The 15,615-nt window shown below is 51.7% G+C and carries 10 protein-coding genes; 6 read left to right on the top strand and 4 right to left on the bottom strand.

Annotated elements, in window-relative coordinates; all coding sequences use genetic code 11:
• The first annotated feature begins 8 nt into the window (after positions 1–8).
• Positions 9–839 (top strand): citryl-CoA lyase, encoded by an 831-nt coding sequence (locus MARLIPOL_RS07550; RefSeq protein ID WP_012137458.1) that lies wholly within the window; start codon positions 9–11, stop codon positions 837–839.
• Positions 836–1,642, top strand: a complete 807-nt coding sequence (locus MARLIPOL_RS07545; protein WP_012137457.1) for a citrate synthase family protein — start codon at positions 836–838, stop codon at positions 1,640–1,642. The genes MARLIPOL_RS07550 and MARLIPOL_RS07545 overlap by 4 nt, the downstream gene beginning before the upstream one ends.
• Here MARLIPOL_RS07545 and MARLIPOL_RS07540 read toward each other — a convergent pair.
• Positions 1,639–3,756: a TonB-dependent receptor plug domain-containing protein gene (locus MARLIPOL_RS07540; protein WP_012137456.1), complete on the bottom strand. Its 2,118-nt coding sequence runs from the start codon at positions 3,754–3,756 to the stop codon at positions 1,639–1,641. The two genes, MARLIPOL_RS07545 and MARLIPOL_RS07540, sit on opposite strands and share 4 nt — an antisense overlap.
• 211 nt (positions 3,757–3,967) lie before the next feature.
• Here MARLIPOL_RS07540 and MARLIPOL_RS07535 point away from each other — a divergent pair, with 211 nt between their 5' ends.
• The 4 genes from MARLIPOL_RS07535 to ccoG all read left to right on the top strand — a co-directional run bounded on the left by MARLIPOL_RS07535 (position 3,968) and on the right by ccoG (position 7,902).
• Positions 3,968–4,330 carry a CidA/LrgA family protein gene (locus tag MARLIPOL_RS07535; protein WP_012137455.1) on the top strand — a complete coding sequence of 121 codons (363 nt, stop codon included), beginning with the start codon at positions 3,968–3,970 and terminating at the stop codon, positions 4,328–4,330.
• A complete protein-coding gene (locus MARLIPOL_RS07530) occupies positions 4,323–5,069 on the top strand; it encodes an LrgB family protein (protein ID WP_012137454.1) in 747 nt (248 codons plus the stop codon). Before MARLIPOL_RS07535 ends, MARLIPOL_RS07530 begins: the two co-directional genes overlap by 8 nt.
• Positions 5,062–6,429, top strand: coding sequence for an aminotransferase-like domain-containing protein (locus MARLIPOL_RS07525; RefSeq protein WP_012137453.1), 1,368 nt, complete (start codon positions 5,062–5,064; stop codon positions 6,427–6,429). Before MARLIPOL_RS07530 ends, MARLIPOL_RS07525 begins: the two co-directional genes overlap by 8 nt.
• Positions 6,430–6,558: 129 nt before the next feature.
• A complete protein-coding gene (ccoG, locus tag MARLIPOL_RS07520) occupies positions 6,559–7,902 on the top strand; it encodes a cytochrome c oxidase accessory protein CcoG (RefSeq protein WP_012137452.1) in 1,344 nt (447 codons plus the stop codon).
• Positions 7,903–8,380: 478 nt separating this feature from the next.
• On the opposite strand, the gene MARLIPOL_RS07515 is transcribed toward ccoG, so the two are convergent.
• From MARLIPOL_RS07515 to MARLIPOL_RS07500, 3 genes are all read right to left on the bottom strand, one after another.
• A complete protein-coding gene (locus tag MARLIPOL_RS07515; RefSeq protein ID WP_012137451.1) occupies positions 8,381–8,767 on the bottom strand; it encodes a DUF1493 family protein in 387 nt (128 codons plus the stop codon).
• The gene (locus tag MARLIPOL_RS07510) at positions 8,764–12,822 is read right to left on the bottom strand and encodes an RHS repeat-associated core domain-containing protein (protein ID WP_012137450.1); all 4,059 of its coding nucleotides are present in this window, start codon (positions 12,820–12,822) and stop codon (positions 8,764–8,766) included. The genes MARLIPOL_RS07515 and MARLIPOL_RS07510 overlap by 4 nt, the downstream gene beginning before the upstream one ends.
• Before the next feature lie 1,015 nt (positions 12,823–13,837).
• Entirely contained in the window at positions 13,838–15,553 is a 1,716-nt protein-coding gene (locus tag MARLIPOL_RS07500; RefSeq protein WP_012137448.1) for a protein adenylyltransferase SelO, read from the bottom strand.
• Positions 15,554–15,615 lie beyond the last annotated feature (62 nt).

Here is a 15,615-nt window from a genome sequence, read left to right as displayed (position 1 = left end):
GAAACCACGTGCCCTCAGATTACGTTTATCACTCCAATTTCTGGCTTGAAGAGCCGGAGGATGCCAACCCCTTCGCCGCAAAAGCCTGTTACTGTCACGGTTATGACGTATACGGCCAGATAATATCCAGGGCCGGCTGGTTTGAGTACCTGTTGCTGATGTTCAAAGGTGAACGCCCGCAACCCGCTGAATCAGCCCTGCTGGAAAGGCTAGCCATGGTCCTTGCCAATCAGGGCCCCAAGGAAGCCAGTATCCGTGCAGCCATGAACGGCGGCGTTGCGGGTACGAATCACAGCTCCGCGCTCATGTCGTCCCTTGCAGTAGGGTCCGGTCTTTACGGCGGCTCCCAGGAACTGGAAGTGTGTATGCGACTCTGGAGCGAATGTGGTCAAAACATCGAGCATTGGAAAACCCGCCTGCAGGATCCTCAGGAGGACGAAAGAGCCGATATCTGGCCGAATCTCGAACATGCCCCGGGATTTGACCCGAACGGCGACGATATTCCCACGACACTGCGGCAGTCATTGGACCTTCTTGTTGAGTACGCCCCCTCGGAAGGTGCATTGCATTGGTTACAGGCCCACCGTAAAGCGCTTGAGACTTCCGTTGGCTATCCGGTTTCCATCAGTTCCGTAGCGGCAGCAGCGTTTGTCGATCTTGGACTGGATCGCGACCAGGGCAGTATGCTTTACCTGATACTGAGATTGCCTGGCGCTGCGGCACATGCCCTGGAGCAAAAGAAAATGGGTTGGAAAAAGTTCCCGTTCTATAGCTCCGCGATCGAACTTGAAGATGACCCCGGACCCTACAAACCACCGGTATCGGAGGGAAAGCCATGAATCATGAAAGGTTATTCAAAACCGAAAGTCATTGGTTGACCCGTATAGGAAAGGCCTACCTGACCGAGCGAGTGGTCCTGCACGGCAAGGATCTCCACCATGAACTGGATCACCTTGAATGGCTTCATCTCTACCTGTACAGCATTCTAGAAAGAGATCCCGGGGTAAACGTCGCCAAGATGTTGAATTCATACTGGGTCGGTACAAGCTATCCGGACCCTTCAATTTGGCCGAATCACGTAGCGGCCTTGGCGGGCTCCGTTCGTACTACGCCGTCACTTGGCCTAATGGCCGGTTTGAGCATCTCTGAAGCGTCCATATACGGACGTCGACCGGAAGTTCGGGCGCTCGATTTTTTCTATAGGGCTGGTCGCTGGTGTGATGAAGGAAATGCGCTGGAAGAATTTGTCGATAATGAAAAATCTCGTGGGAGAATCCTATACGGCTATGGCCGCCCCTTGGCCAACACCGACGAACGCATTGCCTTCACGCTGGATAAAGCCAAGGAATATGGATTTGCCGAGGGACGCTACCTGAAGATGGCATTTGCCGTTTACGAACATCTGAATAGCAAATACGGGTATTCAATGAACGTTGCGGCCGTTCACGCTGCACTGGCCGCGGACATGGGCTTCAGTTGCGAGGAATACCAACTTATTCTGACCCCGTGCTTTGTTACGGGTATGGCCCCATGTTTCCGGGACACCAAGCGGCGGCCGGAAGGCAGCTTTTTCCCAATCCGTTGTGAAAGTATCGTTTACCACGGTGTCGGCAAGCGGGATTGGGAAGATACACCGACTTAGAAGCGGTAAAAGAGTTCACCCACCACCATGCGCCCGGGCATGGGGAAGTCGTTCGGAATGGCAGGGGCAGGGTCGGCGAAGGGGCTTGGGTCTTTAACGTCTTCGTCGAACATATTCCTCACGGATAACGAAAGGTCCAGCCCCTGCCATAACCCCCGGGTACGAATCGTCATATCCACTGTCGTGTAGTCTGATACCGGCTCTCTCGGATCAGCGGCGACCCTCTTCTGTTCTCCCACCCAGTTGATCTGGGAGCTCAACAACCAGCGTGGGGAAATGCTCCAGTCAGCACGGGCATAGACTTGGTGATTTGGAGCTTCACCGACTGATCGCCCCGTATTTTCATCTTTCGTATGCTGATACGCATAGTTCCCTTGCAGAGACAGACTTTCCAGGGCCTGATACACCAGTTCAAGCTCGCCACCGTGTCCGGTTCTTTGACCAGAATTCCGGTATTGAGTCGCAATAGGGCCGGCCGTTGGTTCTGCGTTGATGAGATCATCAATCTCGTAATAGAACAGGTTTACACCATACAAAACGCGTGCAGTAGCCTGGTGGGACATCGCAACCTCAAAGGTATCGATGGTTTCGGCGTCGAGTTCACGGTTACCTGAAAAAACCGGGTTATTGGCGACGTAAAGCTCATTCAGTGACGGTGCACGAAATGCCCGGCCATACAGGAACTTGGTGGTAATGGTATCGGTGGTGGCCCATATGAGGGCAGCCCGGGGATTTACTGTACTGCCGAAGTCCGAGTAATCGTCGAAACGGATGCCGCTAACCAACTGCCAGTTTTGGGCAAACTGCCACTCATCCTGAACAAATACATAGTAATTCGTACGGTCTTCCTCAGGCATCCAGACCTCACTGGGGTCGTCGGAAACGTCGACCACGCTGCCCTTGGGGCTGAAATCCGGATTGAAGTTTTTTTCCTCCGTGACTTCGTAGAGGTCTGCCCATAAGGTACCAATCCCGGTATGCACACGGTGATTCCGGAAACCACGGTAAATGGCACTCAGATCGAAGCGAGCCTGATTTTCCTTATACCCCGGACTTCCGATCAATCCGTCAGGATAGGCGCCGCCGAAAGCTCCGGGCGGATAAAGAAAGATATCGTTCTCCGGCTCCTGGGTGATATTGAAGTAGGAGACCCTTGCTTCCAGATCCAGGCCATCGGCCAGATCGGACCACCGGTAGCTGTAATCCGCGTTCAATCGGCGAGACGAAAACTCCCCCCTGGGGTCCAACGCCTGAGCAACCCCCGGACCAGTACCCAGGTTACTGCGGTCCTGCAGGCCAGCCCGGAATGCCCATTGTTCGCCGCCCACTTCAAACCGGGCATCCAGTTGATCCACACCGGTATTGACCGGGCCAGGCGCAAGGGAGGCAGAGGTACCGAAGGCTTCATCGAAGTTGGTCTGATCGTCCCGGACAATGGTTTCCCGCCAACCGTCCGTTGTCTGGTATTCCAGGACCATGCTCATTCCCAAACTTCCGATCTCATCGCCGGCTTCAAGCCAGCCGCCTCGCGTATCGAAGCTACCAACCCTGCCGCCGATCGTCTGGCCGTCGATGGTCTTCGGCCCCTTGGTGGTGATGTTGATGACACCGGAGTATGCGTCGGCGCCATACAGGGCGGAACCGGGGCCCCGGATGACCTCAATTCTCTCAATGGCCTTAACGGGCATACCGCCCCAGGCGTTACCGCGGTTGCCATACATCATGGTGGTGGCCGGCACACCATTAATCAGCAGGAGCGCCTGCGGATTATTACTGGAGGTAATGCCCCGAAATACATACTTCGGGGAAAATGCCTGGTTAGAGTGGTTTACATGCAGGCCTGGCACGGTTTCCAGTACCTGATCAAGGTCCGTGGCCCCCATCGCGGCGATCTCGTCAGCATTGATGACAGAGGTTATCGCAGCAGCCTTGTCCAGCGGTGTTTCTGTTCCGGAGGCAATGGATACGACACGTATCTGGCCAAGTTCTTCCAGGGGAATATCCCAGAGTGCCTCCTCATTACCAGAAACCGTACTGGTAAATGCCAGGCAAACTGTTGCGGCTACCGCCCGAACACACGACAAAGGAAGCAAAGGTTGAAACGATCCATTCAATGGTGGCACTCCCGGACTCAGTCAGGAATAAAAAATTCAATCTGAATAGGAGTTTAGATGCAATCATTGTAGAAGCAAGTTCAGAGTATGTGGATGAGGTTGATTGAACATCGCGAGCGCCGCCAGCCACCGTAATTGGAATAATGTGTTAACGTCCAACGACGACGCGCGAACTTGCACGCAAGCATCACTTTTCAAAGGCGAAGTATCTATGCTCCGTGGCTTTTTGATCCTCACCATTTTCCTTGTCATCGGGGAGTCGTTGTCCTTTGTCCTGGACTGGCCGGTTAGTGGTGGGATCCTGGGGATGATCCTGATGACTCTGTGGCTGCTGACTCAGTCAGGGGCTGCCGGGACGGACGTCGGAGCAGCGAGCCAGCAGTTCATTTCTATACTTGTTGTGCTGATATTGCCGGGCGTGGTTGGCGTGTTCTTTCTTGGAGGACAGTTCGACGGCCAGTGGCTTGCGGTAGGTGTTGCGCTGGTGTTTGGCACCCTCGCCAGCGTGGCAACAACGATGGTCCTGATGATGGCTCTCTTGCCGAAGACGTTGGAGAAGGAACAGCGTGACTGAGTTGTTTGATCGCGTTCAAGGGCTAGGGGCTCATTTGAGCGACTCCCCATTTCTCGCCATAGCCCTGACGATTACTACTTATTTTTTCGGGACTCGGATTTTCGAGAAACTGGAGCGGCCTGTCTGGTGTCCGCCCGTAGTGCTTTCAGCCCTGCTGGTAGCAGGGGCACTGGTGTTATTGTCGGTTGACTATGTGGATTACCAGAAGGGAGCAGGCTGGCTAACAGTATTGCTCGGCCCGGCTACAGTAGCCCTTGCTGTGCCTCTGGCCCAGCAAATACACCATATACGGGCGCTATGGCGCCCGATTCTCATCACCGTTCCCGTTGCCGCGACACTTGCCGTTGTCTATTCGGTTGCCTTGGCCTGGTGGCTGGGTGCAACGCCGGAAGTGATGGCGTCGCTGGCGCCGAAATCTGTGACCGCGCCTATAGCCATCGGCATCACAGAACAAATCGGTGGCTCGGTTGCCCTGATGATGGGCGGGCTATTGATCACCGGCGTAATGGCAACACTGTTTGTTGACTTGTTAGTGCCACGGCTCGGTGTTGACGATGAACGTATCATTGGCTTCGTTCTCGGTGTTAACGCTCACGCGATTGGTACGGTACGGGCTTTTGAAATCAGTCATACAGCAGGTGCTTTTGCCTCTCTTGGCATGGGGCTCACCGGGGTGTTTACCGCCATTTGTCTGCCGTTTGCCGTAGAGTTTCTTGGCGGAGGTATCTTTAATGGCTGACGAGCCGTTTCGCTATCAGCAATTGGAGCAGTGGCTGCTGCAGGGCATTCATGATGAGCGATGGAAACCGGGTGACCGCCTGCCTTCCATTCGCGAACTGTGTGATCAGCGAGGCCTGTCAAAAGCCACGGTTCAGCACGCCCTACAGCGTCTTGAGGCCCAGGGCCTGGTGGAGGTTCGACCCAAGTCGGGGCATTTTGTTTCGCTGGTGCCGACGATCACAAAAACGCCTCGCATCATTTCCCGTATTGAAGCACCCAGGCCGGTGACGGTCAGTGACTTGTTTCAGGACATCATGCGTCGCAGTGCTGCCTTTGATTTGCTCCCGGACTTGCACGCAGGCGCCTTGCCGCCAGGGATTGTGGTACTCAATCGGGCTATTGGAAGAGCGCTGCGACGTCAGCGAGGTGATGACTTCCAGTATTACGATGAACCGGCAGGTGAGCAACTGACGATTCAGTTGGCCAGGCGTGGCTGGCCGGCTCAGCCCGATGACCTTTGTATAACATCGGGTTGCCAGCATGCGCTCTTCCTGGCGCTCATGGCTTCGTGCCAACGTGGCGATGTGGTGGCGATTGAGTCCCCGGGGTTCTATGGGGTGTTACAACTGCTGGAGCAACTCGAACTCCAGGTTGTTGAAGTGCCGACCTCGACAGACACAGGGATGGATATCGACGCTCTGGAGGAAATCCTGGAACACTGGGATGTACGGGCCTGTGTCGTCTCTCCAGCATTCGCCACGCCGGGTGGGGCGCTGATGCCAATGGATGCCCGTCAACGAATGATGGCATTAGCGGACAGGTACGATCTGGCCCTTATTGAAGATGACATATACGCAGAATCGGGTTTTTCCCAGATCCCCGATACGTTAAAAGCGCTGGATGAGACGAACCGGGTGATTCATTGCAGTTCGTTCTCCAAGGTACTGTCACGGGATCTGCGTCTTGGCTGGATTTCAGGCGCACGATGGCATTCTCGAATACTGCACCTGAAACTGGTAACCCAGCTTGCAAGCAGCCGATATCTGCAACAGGGCGTTGCGGACTACATAGAGGAGGGCGGGCTGACCTCTCATTTACGCCGGCAGCGGGGTTTGCTGCGGGAACGGCGTGACCAGCTTCTGACATCGCTTCAGGCCTGGCCCGTACCGGTGCGAGTAACCATTCCACAGGGAGGACTAGCCATCTGGCTGGAGCTACCAGATGGTGTGAACACCTTGGCCGCTTATCCCCAGGCTCTTGATCAGGGCATTGTGATTACACCAGGCCCCTTGTTTTCCGTTTCTGGCGAGTACACCAACTGCTTGCGGCTTAGCTTTTCGCATCCATGGGATGAACAACGATCCCGCGCACTGAGTTAACTGCCGGCTTTGCTGGATCTTACCTGACGCGCCATCTGTACCCATTAAAAATAAAAAAAGTGAGCCTGCACCGATTCAGTGTAACGAATTAATCTCAACCCGCAATTTCATCAATGTGGGTGAGGTAACGTGTACACAGGTAAAATTCATACGCGGAGTTTTACAGGCTATTTTCGGCGCCTCCGATTTTTCGGCGGCGTCATTCTTTTCGCTCTGTATTTCGGCACCGCCTGGCTGACCTGGGGTGACCGACAGGCGGTATTGTGGGATCTATCAGAGAAAAAATTCCACATCTTCGCCGGCACTTTCTGGCCACAGGACCTGGTTCTGCTGTCCGGCATCCTGATCATTTGTGCGTTTGGACTGTTCTTCCTGACCGTGCTTGCCGGTCGGGTCTGGTGTGGCTATACCTGTCCGCAGAGCGTCTGGATGTGGATCTTCATGTGGGCCGAGAAAGTGGCCGAAGGCGACCGCAACCAGCGCATCAAGCTGGATGAGGCCCCCATGAGTGCCAACAAACTCATCAGGCGCATCAGTAAGCATGCGTTGTGGCTGTTGATCAGTTTGGCAACAGCAATCACCTTCGTTGGGTATTTCACCCCCATCCGTGACCTAGTCTCCAGCATACTGACCATGAACGTTGGTGGATGGGCTTTGTTCTGGACGCTCTTCTTTACTGCTGCAACCTACATCAACGCAGGCTGGCTACGCGAGAAAGTGTGTCTGCACATGTGTCCCTATGGGCGTTTCCAGTCCTCTATGCTGGATGCAGATTCGCTGGTGATCACCTACGACGCGGAGCGAGGCGAGAGCAGGGGATCACGCAAGAAGGGGGCGGACTACAAGTCAGAAGGTCTGGGCGACTGTATTGATTGCCAGATGTGCGTGCAGGTCTGTCCCACCGGTATCGATATCCGTGACGGACTGCAGATGGAGTGCATCGGCTGTGCGGCGTGTGTCGATGCCTGTGATTCCGTTATGGACCTGATAGACTATGACAAAGGGCTGATTCGCTACACCAGCGACCGCGAACTGAACGGAGGCGGCCTGCGGATAGTTCGCCCAAGGCTGGTGGGTTATTCGTTTGTTTTGCTTGCTATGATCGCGGTGTTTTCTTGGACCATGGTATCCAGTCCATTGGTGACCCTAGACATTGCGAAGGACCGCGGCCTGTACCGTTACAACTCGGAGGGCCACATTGAAAACAGTTATGTATTGAAGATTACCAACAAGAATCAAAAGATTCAGAGCTATGCGATCCGCGTGTCCGGATTGGAAGGGCTGCAACTCAGTCACACTGGTACCGTGACGGTAAACTCAGGCGAGATGGTCGAGGTTCCTGTTTCTGTGTCCGTTAATCCTGAATCGCTTTTGGGAGACGTCAGCGATATTAGGTTTCATGTCAGTACAGTTGATAGCCCGGCCTTTAAACTTGTTGAGGACAGCAAATTCACTGGAAGTGTTTCGCTGTGAACCAAGGTCCCGCATTTCATTCTTGTCCGCATGCCCAGTTTGGGGATGCGGACCCCAATGAAGTACAAAGACAGATACTGCATTTAACATAATATACATTATGCGCAGTATTGGTATTGCGCAGGTCTATCTGAACGCATCTAAATGGACGACCACAGAAAGTGCTAAAGAATAGCCACAGAAAGTACTAAATTTTCACAAGAAGCGCTAAAACCGTCGCCCACCTATCTATCTACATGTTTGAACGGGATTTTTCGGCTTCTGTCTTGCTTAGTGGCAGTAATTGTTTGGCCGCTAGTTGCTGCACGCTGAAACGCGTTCATGGAAGCGATGTACTGAAACGCATTACTGCTATGGGGAATACCCGCCTCATGCAATGCATTTTCCAGGTTGCGGTAGATCGCGTGGCATTTGCTTTCAGTATCTCCGTTTCTTTTTGAGCCCAGGGTCAACTTTGACGCTTACTGCTAATTAGCAGTTACACCTTTCCACGGTTTGCGATGTTTACAAGGTCATCAACAGTAAGTGTCTGGTATTTTGTTTTCGAGGCAAATAAACGCCAAAACTTAGATTCAAAGTAACGGAAAGCAAGTACCATTGGATTTTGGTGCTTGCTTATTGCTATTGCAGATAAATAAAAATGCATATTCGCAGTAGCTTCGCATGGAAAGTATTTGTCAAAGTCTAAATCAGAAATATCAACATTAAATTCGGATGAAAAATCAGTCAACAACTCGTCGGCATCATCACCGACAATTCGTAATTCTTCACCTATTTTTGTGGCAGTAGAAATCTGATCTGGCTGACATAAAGCATGTTTCGCAACCAACTTTAAAATTTGGTTCGTTAACTCGTCACTGTTCATTGTTTACATTCACCTTCGCCACATTTTTCCATACATTGATTAAATACATTTATATCGTATATCAGCAAGGCGGTACCAGCATACGGAACTGCACGTGACGCTACCCTTCCCATAGTTCTGGCAGCTGCGGTAGCAGCATTTTTACCTACGCGATTGTTAACTTGATGTACTGCCAAACTCCATGCACTGGTTTTACTTCCAGCTTTACCTCCGCCCGCAATACCACTACGGGGTTTATTTACGTAAGGCCCAGTTGCCGCTTCAGTAGCGGCAACACCTGCTTCGGCATAGCCAAGAAATGCTTTAGAAAAGCAACCACATGGGTCTTGGTTTGGAGGAAGAGCCATAGCTTCTTGCCGGGAAATCCCATGTTCAACCATTGGGCTATATGCAAGTCCCAGTGGATCAACGTAAATCAACGGGTTGCCGCCCACGTAGGCGTAAGTGTTTAACCCACCTTGCAACCCAACGGGATCACTTTGAAGATACCGCCCTACATCAGGATCATAGTATCTATGCCAATTGTAAAAAAGACCTGTTTCGAAGTCATAGTATTGGCCAGGCATACGTATATTATTGGTAACGTCATTGGTCGTAACAACAGCCCGTCCAAAAGCATCCCGTTCAGCCTGCCAAATAGTCGTACCATTACCACTAACGACTTCTAAAGGTGCCCCTAGCTGATCATTTATGTAATAGCCAAACTCACCTCCCTGCTCAATAAATAATGGGTTTGATCCCCAAACCGCATTAGGGGCGTACCCGTACCAGGTGTCGATGGCGTTGGCATCATTAATTTCGGCCACAAGGCCGTCCAGAGAATATACATAGCTGGTTGTAATGCCAGCCACAGTCTTACTAATTCGCCGTCCAAAAGCATCGTATTGGTAGTTCGCAACCGGCGCACCGTCTTTCCAGACACCAACCAGGCGGTTTTCTGCATTCCACTGATACGTCCAGATTGAGCCCCCTGTATCCTTTTCGACGAGGTTTCCATTGGCATCATAGCGATACGTATTACTGCCATGATTAATCAATTGATTCAACGAATTGTAGGTCCAAACGGAGTCGATGTGAGATTGGATGCGATTGCCAACCTGGTCGTATGCATACGATTCTGAGTTAGCTCCCTCACGTGTGACCTGTGTTAGCCTCGATGCTTCGTCATAATCGTATGTTTCTGTTCCGCTGGTTGAGGTTTTCGAAAGAATGTTACCTAGCGGATCGAAACTAAAGGCCAACTCCTCGAATATCTCATTGTTACCTAGTGGATCGAGACTAAAGACCAGGTCCCCGAGTGTCTTGTAGCGACGTGACGTGACTGCGGATGTTAGCCTGGATCGATTATCGTATTGGAAAGACGTATCGATTGCGGCATCGGGGCGAGTCAATAATGTATGCCTGCCAGCGCTATCATAGCTGTAGCCAAACGAATGGCCATTCGTGATAACTGACGCCAGCATGCCATTTTCATTGTAATCATAATTCATCAGGGGCGCGCCGCTGAGGTCCATACTTGTTCGGTGCCCAGCAGGGTCATACGCATAAGTGATCATCCGTCCGCTGTTTTGACTGGTTTCCAAAACAAGTCGTCCGGCGTCATCATAGATATAGGTTAACGTTTCCGCCCCGTTGGCAACGGATGTTAAGCGGCCTACCGCATCATAGGTGTAGCTGACCGATGGCGAGCCATCGGAATAGGTTTTACCGAGCAAACGCCCATTAGCATCGAATGAGTACGCGGTGGTCACACCCTTGTGATCTGTCTTGGTAGACAGCCGCCCCGCAGCGTCATAGGTGAAGGTTCCGCCGGCTGGATGAGAAGCTGCTGTCAGGCGCCCGATAGAGTCATAACCATAAGTTGTCAGGCGCCCCTCTCCGTCGGTTACTGACGTCAGTTTGGACATTACGTCATAACCATAGGCGACTGTTTCGCCGGCAGGATTTGTGACACTGGTAAGGCGGTAACCCGGATCATAGGTGTAGCTTGTGATCTGACCGAGTTCGTCGGTAACACTTGTTAGCCGCCCAGCAGCATCATAGGCCAGCGAAACGGAATTTCCATCTGGGTGCGTGATGGAAACGAGCCGGCCGACTGAGTCATAACTATAGCTGGATGTATTATCAAGTGGGTCGCTAACACTCAAAATGCGCCCATAGCTATCATGAGACAGAGTGGTAGTCTCCCCTAGCGGGGTCGTCAGCGTGCTCAGATTGCCTTGAGCATCGTAACCAAATTCGGTCACATTGCCGTTTGGATCCGTGCTTGTCAGGATTCTTCCATAACTATCATAGGCGTGTTGATAGCCATTCCCCAGGGGATCTACCAAACTGAGCAAGTTACCGTTCCCATCGTAAGTGTACGTATAGGTGTTACCCAAGGTGTCGGTTTTGCTGATCACCTGCCCCAACGAGTTATAGGCAAACTGCGTCGTATTTCCTTGTGGATCAGTTTCACTGATTTTGTTTCCGGAGGCGTCGTAACTATAGGAAATCGTATTTCCCAGACCATCCGTCTCAGTCTTGATCTGGCCAAACTCATTGTAGGTCCAACTTTTCGTTTCGGAGCTACCACAACAGCTTCCCTCCACGCTTGTGACTAAGCTCCTACCCGGCTTGTCCGAGAAATGATAGGTTGTGGTATTGTTGAGCGCGTCTGTGACCAGCGTTTCAGAGGAACTTACATAGTTTAATGTGACTTTCTCAATATCGTTATGACGTGAAGAGGTGATCGCCCGTCCCTGATCATCGTAAATGTGAGATTCCAGGGTATGTCCTAGCATGTCTTTAACCGAGGCTATTTGGAAATAATTAGGACCACCACTGCTAAAAGTAAAGTCATATCCAGATCCATCTCTATACCGTATTCCTGATAGTCTTTGCAATGTTTGGTAGTGATAGTCTATGACGATTCCCTGGTCATCTGATATTGACGTTACGAAACTACTGGTATCAGATGAATAGTCTAATGTCAGAGTCTTTCCAAATGATTGGCTTATACTTGCGGGACGATCGAATTCATCGTAACCAATAACTACCTGCTGATTATTAAGATCGGTTATTGTTGTTAGTCTGCCAGAAACGTCGAACTCTTTTGTGACACCGCCTAAAAGGTAAAGAATATACTTACCATCCTCTGTTTTCGTGATCTCCTTGAACTCCCCTGGACGTTCATCTGGGATATAACCGCTTTCGGTATCATCGCGATAGAAGTAAACAGTCCCTCCATCGGCCAGGTTCAGTCGAACTGCAAGATCACCAAATTCGCTTATCGACTCATCTATAATGGTGGTCCAGCCTCTCCCAAACCGCCCCATTTTACTGGATAGACTGTTATATGTGCGCACGAATTTTGGCAGCAAGTGCGCCTTTGGCCATGTAAAATCCTCCTGCTGCAAATACATGTTCCCGTTGGTGACATCGATCGGCTCGCCTACGGCTTGGTTACATTCTTTTGGACCAAGGTCATCATCAATTTCTTCGACCACTTTCAGGGTTATATTAATCGGCCCCTGAGAATCCGGAGACGCGTCCGTGCAGGCGCCGACACTGTTTGCTGCCCAAAGATCAAACTTCCATAGCCCCGGGTAATATAAAGTCTGATAGACAGGCCCGGTGCTGTTATCAAGAGCCGTGTCCAAAACATTGTAGAATGCCGTAGTGCCTGATTCGTCCTTGCCATACACTAAGCCTGCGCGGTATCGCCCATTCAATGAATCACTTGAGATATTCATCCCATGGAATTGATGATGAACCGGAAGGTTATAGGATGAGATTATTCCACACTCGCCATTTTCTAACACACCGTAGCAATCACATGAGCCAAAGCTTTCCGCACGGCCATCAATTCTAATCTTTGTGCGTGCCTCCACGGTCATGCCGTCAGTGAGTTCCTCCCCTGTATCTACGCGGGTAATAGAAGCTTCCCAATCCCTGTGTGTCGGGTTGTGTTCACAGTAGTTCGCGCAAGCAGAGACAGGTGACGGGGTTGCCAACAATGCCCCCCCAAATAGAAGAAACAGCAGTGGTGTGGAAAGACGAATCAAAGCCTTCATGAACATAACCTCCCTGTCATTCCGCCCTTGGGCGAGTACTAAAAACTGACCATAGGTGGATCCGCACGCTGAAAACTGTCAGCGCCTAACGTCGTTCATAAAGGAAATGATTAGCAGAGGGCTGGGCATTTAACAAATTGATAGCTGAAAAAAGTAATTTTTGAGGCTGACATTCTTCTAGGAAGGAAAGTGTTGTTCTCACCCGTAATCGGCCCAGCTAGTGAGCATGATAAAGGCTTACCATGACCCTGACCCCGTATTTGGAAAAATACGGTTCCCGAGCTGGACGACGAATTTAGTACTTTGTGTGGAAACTGAAATCAGCTCGCTATTCTAGAATTTACTTTAAGTTTGTTTAGCACTTTGTGTGGAATTTCTTCTGTAACCATTTGATTCCTGGTTTCAGCGGTTTAGCACTTTCTGTGGTCGTCCACCAACCTAAGATTCCCCAAACAAGGCTTTTCCAAGTCCTGGAGCGCCTCGCGCGGTTTAAAACCCAAGGCCAGTTACCACGATGCAGAAGATTCGGAGTGAACCACCTGGTACGAGGAAAAACTGGGCACTATATGAAAGTGACGTTTAACCAACCTGCGTTTATTAGGTTCCAGAAACCAATCCCCGCAACAAAATAACCTGTTGACAAGAAGGATCTTAGTAAAGAAAATTTGGAAATACTTGCCTTAAAAAACAAGGCAATACCAAACACGATTATAAATAACGACACAGCCAATGATCCAATCCCTAAAATTCCAATTAAGGTATCTCGAGATATATTGAAGTATATAATAAGATAGATGACTGGAAATAACAAAGCCAGTCCACCCACTCCAATTGCCAATACCTTCAATAGAACCTTTACCATTGTGATTAATGTCCTGCCTTCAGGTGTTATGGCCCAATAACAATCCCAACTATAGTGCCAACTGCAAACCCAACCGCTCCTTTCTGTGGTCGTCCATCTATTTTCGCCCTCTCACTGGGCCGGTACGGAAACCGCCACGCGACCGGCTGCCCGTCAAGACGAGCAGCTATAGTGCGACCAACCACCAACCTCAAAGAGCTCCGGCGGCTTCAGCCTGTAGTATTTCTTCTCTACGTCCTCCGATTGCTCGGCGTATGGCTGCGTCATCACGTCCTGCAGTTCTCTCAGCAAAGCGTAATTCCCCGCTGCCGCTTGCTGATAGGCAGGCACAACGAACCACTCCCTCAAACTGTACTTGGGATTGACGAGCTTCATCTGACTGGAAAGCTCCTCAGGAGAGCGAGATTGAGTTAGCGATTGCCATTTTGTGAGCCACGCTGACCAGCGCTTATCTATCCCTTCGGGGTCTGCAGCATAAGTCGCTCCCTTGTAGAAGCTTTTCTTGAGTGGCTCAATTTCATCTGGCAACGACGAGAGTTCCCGGAAGAATAGGGTGTAATCAACAGGCGTTTGCATCATCAGCGTTGCGAGCTCGCGGAACAAAACCGTGTCAAAGGCGTCAAGTCCAAGCTTGGCCGCCCACATCTGCTCCATTTGCGCTTGCATTACCTTCGGGAAATCCCTTTGAATCTCTTCCAGCTGCCGCAGACAGTCTGGATGCCCTGCCAACAAAGGCCGCACCGCCGAACAAAATGAGTGAAAATTGCGTTCTGCCGCTGCTGGTTGGTTGAGGAACGCGAAGTGATGTCCGCCACCCGTCCATGGTTGGTACTGCGGATCAAACACATCGCAGAATCCGAACGGTCCATAGTCGAGCGTGAAGCCGCCCGCAGCACAATTGTCGCTGTTGAAGTTACCCTGGCAGTAACCAACACGGATCCAGTTCGCTACAAGCGACGTCAATCGGCTGCGGAACTCGCGTGCAAGCAACACGACCTTTTCGGCAGTGGCCAGTGACTGGTCGATGGCGTCACCGTACTCACGATCGATCAGGTGCAAGACGATCTTCTCGAGCTCCTCCATCGCCTGCGGGTGTTCCTGTTTGCGGGCACGACGACTAAAGAGCTCGAGCTGCCCTACCCGAATGAACGATGGTGCAACACGCGTCGAGATGGCAACGGGCTCGGATATAAGGATATCCGGATCCATTGAGCGTGAGCCCTCCGAGTACCAAGGTCGCCTGACTTGCTCGGTTTTTGATACGTACAGGCTCAGAGACCGTGACGTGGGCACACCAAGCGCGTGCATGTGCTCCTGGGCCAGGAACTCCCGTACACTGGATCGCAGCACGGCCCGGCCGTCCGCTCCTCGGCAGTAGGGTGTGCGCCCTGCCCCTTTCAACTGCATTTCCCATCGCTGCCCGTTGATGACAGCCTCAAGCACCGAAATAGCGCGGCCGTCGCCGTAGCCATTGCCGGTCTGGAACGGGCATTGTTGGTAGAATTCGGTGCCGTAGATAGACAGCGCGTAGCCACACGCCCACCCGACATTGCGCAGAGGTTCCGGAACCCGGGATAAGTCGCCCGAGAACATGCGCACGAAGTCGTCTGACTGCGCCATGCTGTCGGCGAAACCCAGTTCGTGAAACAGATGTTTCCCATGCGCGACGTATTCGGGGTTTTCGATGGGCGTGGGTTTAACCGGCACATAGTGACCCGAGAAGACTTGCCGAGGGGCGTGGTCAGCTCCGTTTGCTTTCCCCTCGGGATCGCAGTTGAGCGTGTCCATGAATGAATAGTCTGCCAACGGTGCGAGATCGTCGAGGGTCGCGACCGTTGTGGGCGTTTCCCGGTGACGCCGCTCTATCATTGGGACTCCTCATGCGTTGGTTTGATTATGGGCAACAGTGTGAACCACCGCTATCGATCGAT

It is taken from the genome of Marinobacter lipolyticus SM19, from assembly GCF_000397065.2.
Taxonomy (GTDB): Bacteria; Pseudomonadota; Gammaproteobacteria; order Pseudomonadales; family Oleiphilaceae; genus Marinobacter; species Marinobacter lipolyticus.
Note: the sequence above shows the minus strand (reverse complement) of the source record. Positions and strands in the feature narration are given on the sequence as shown.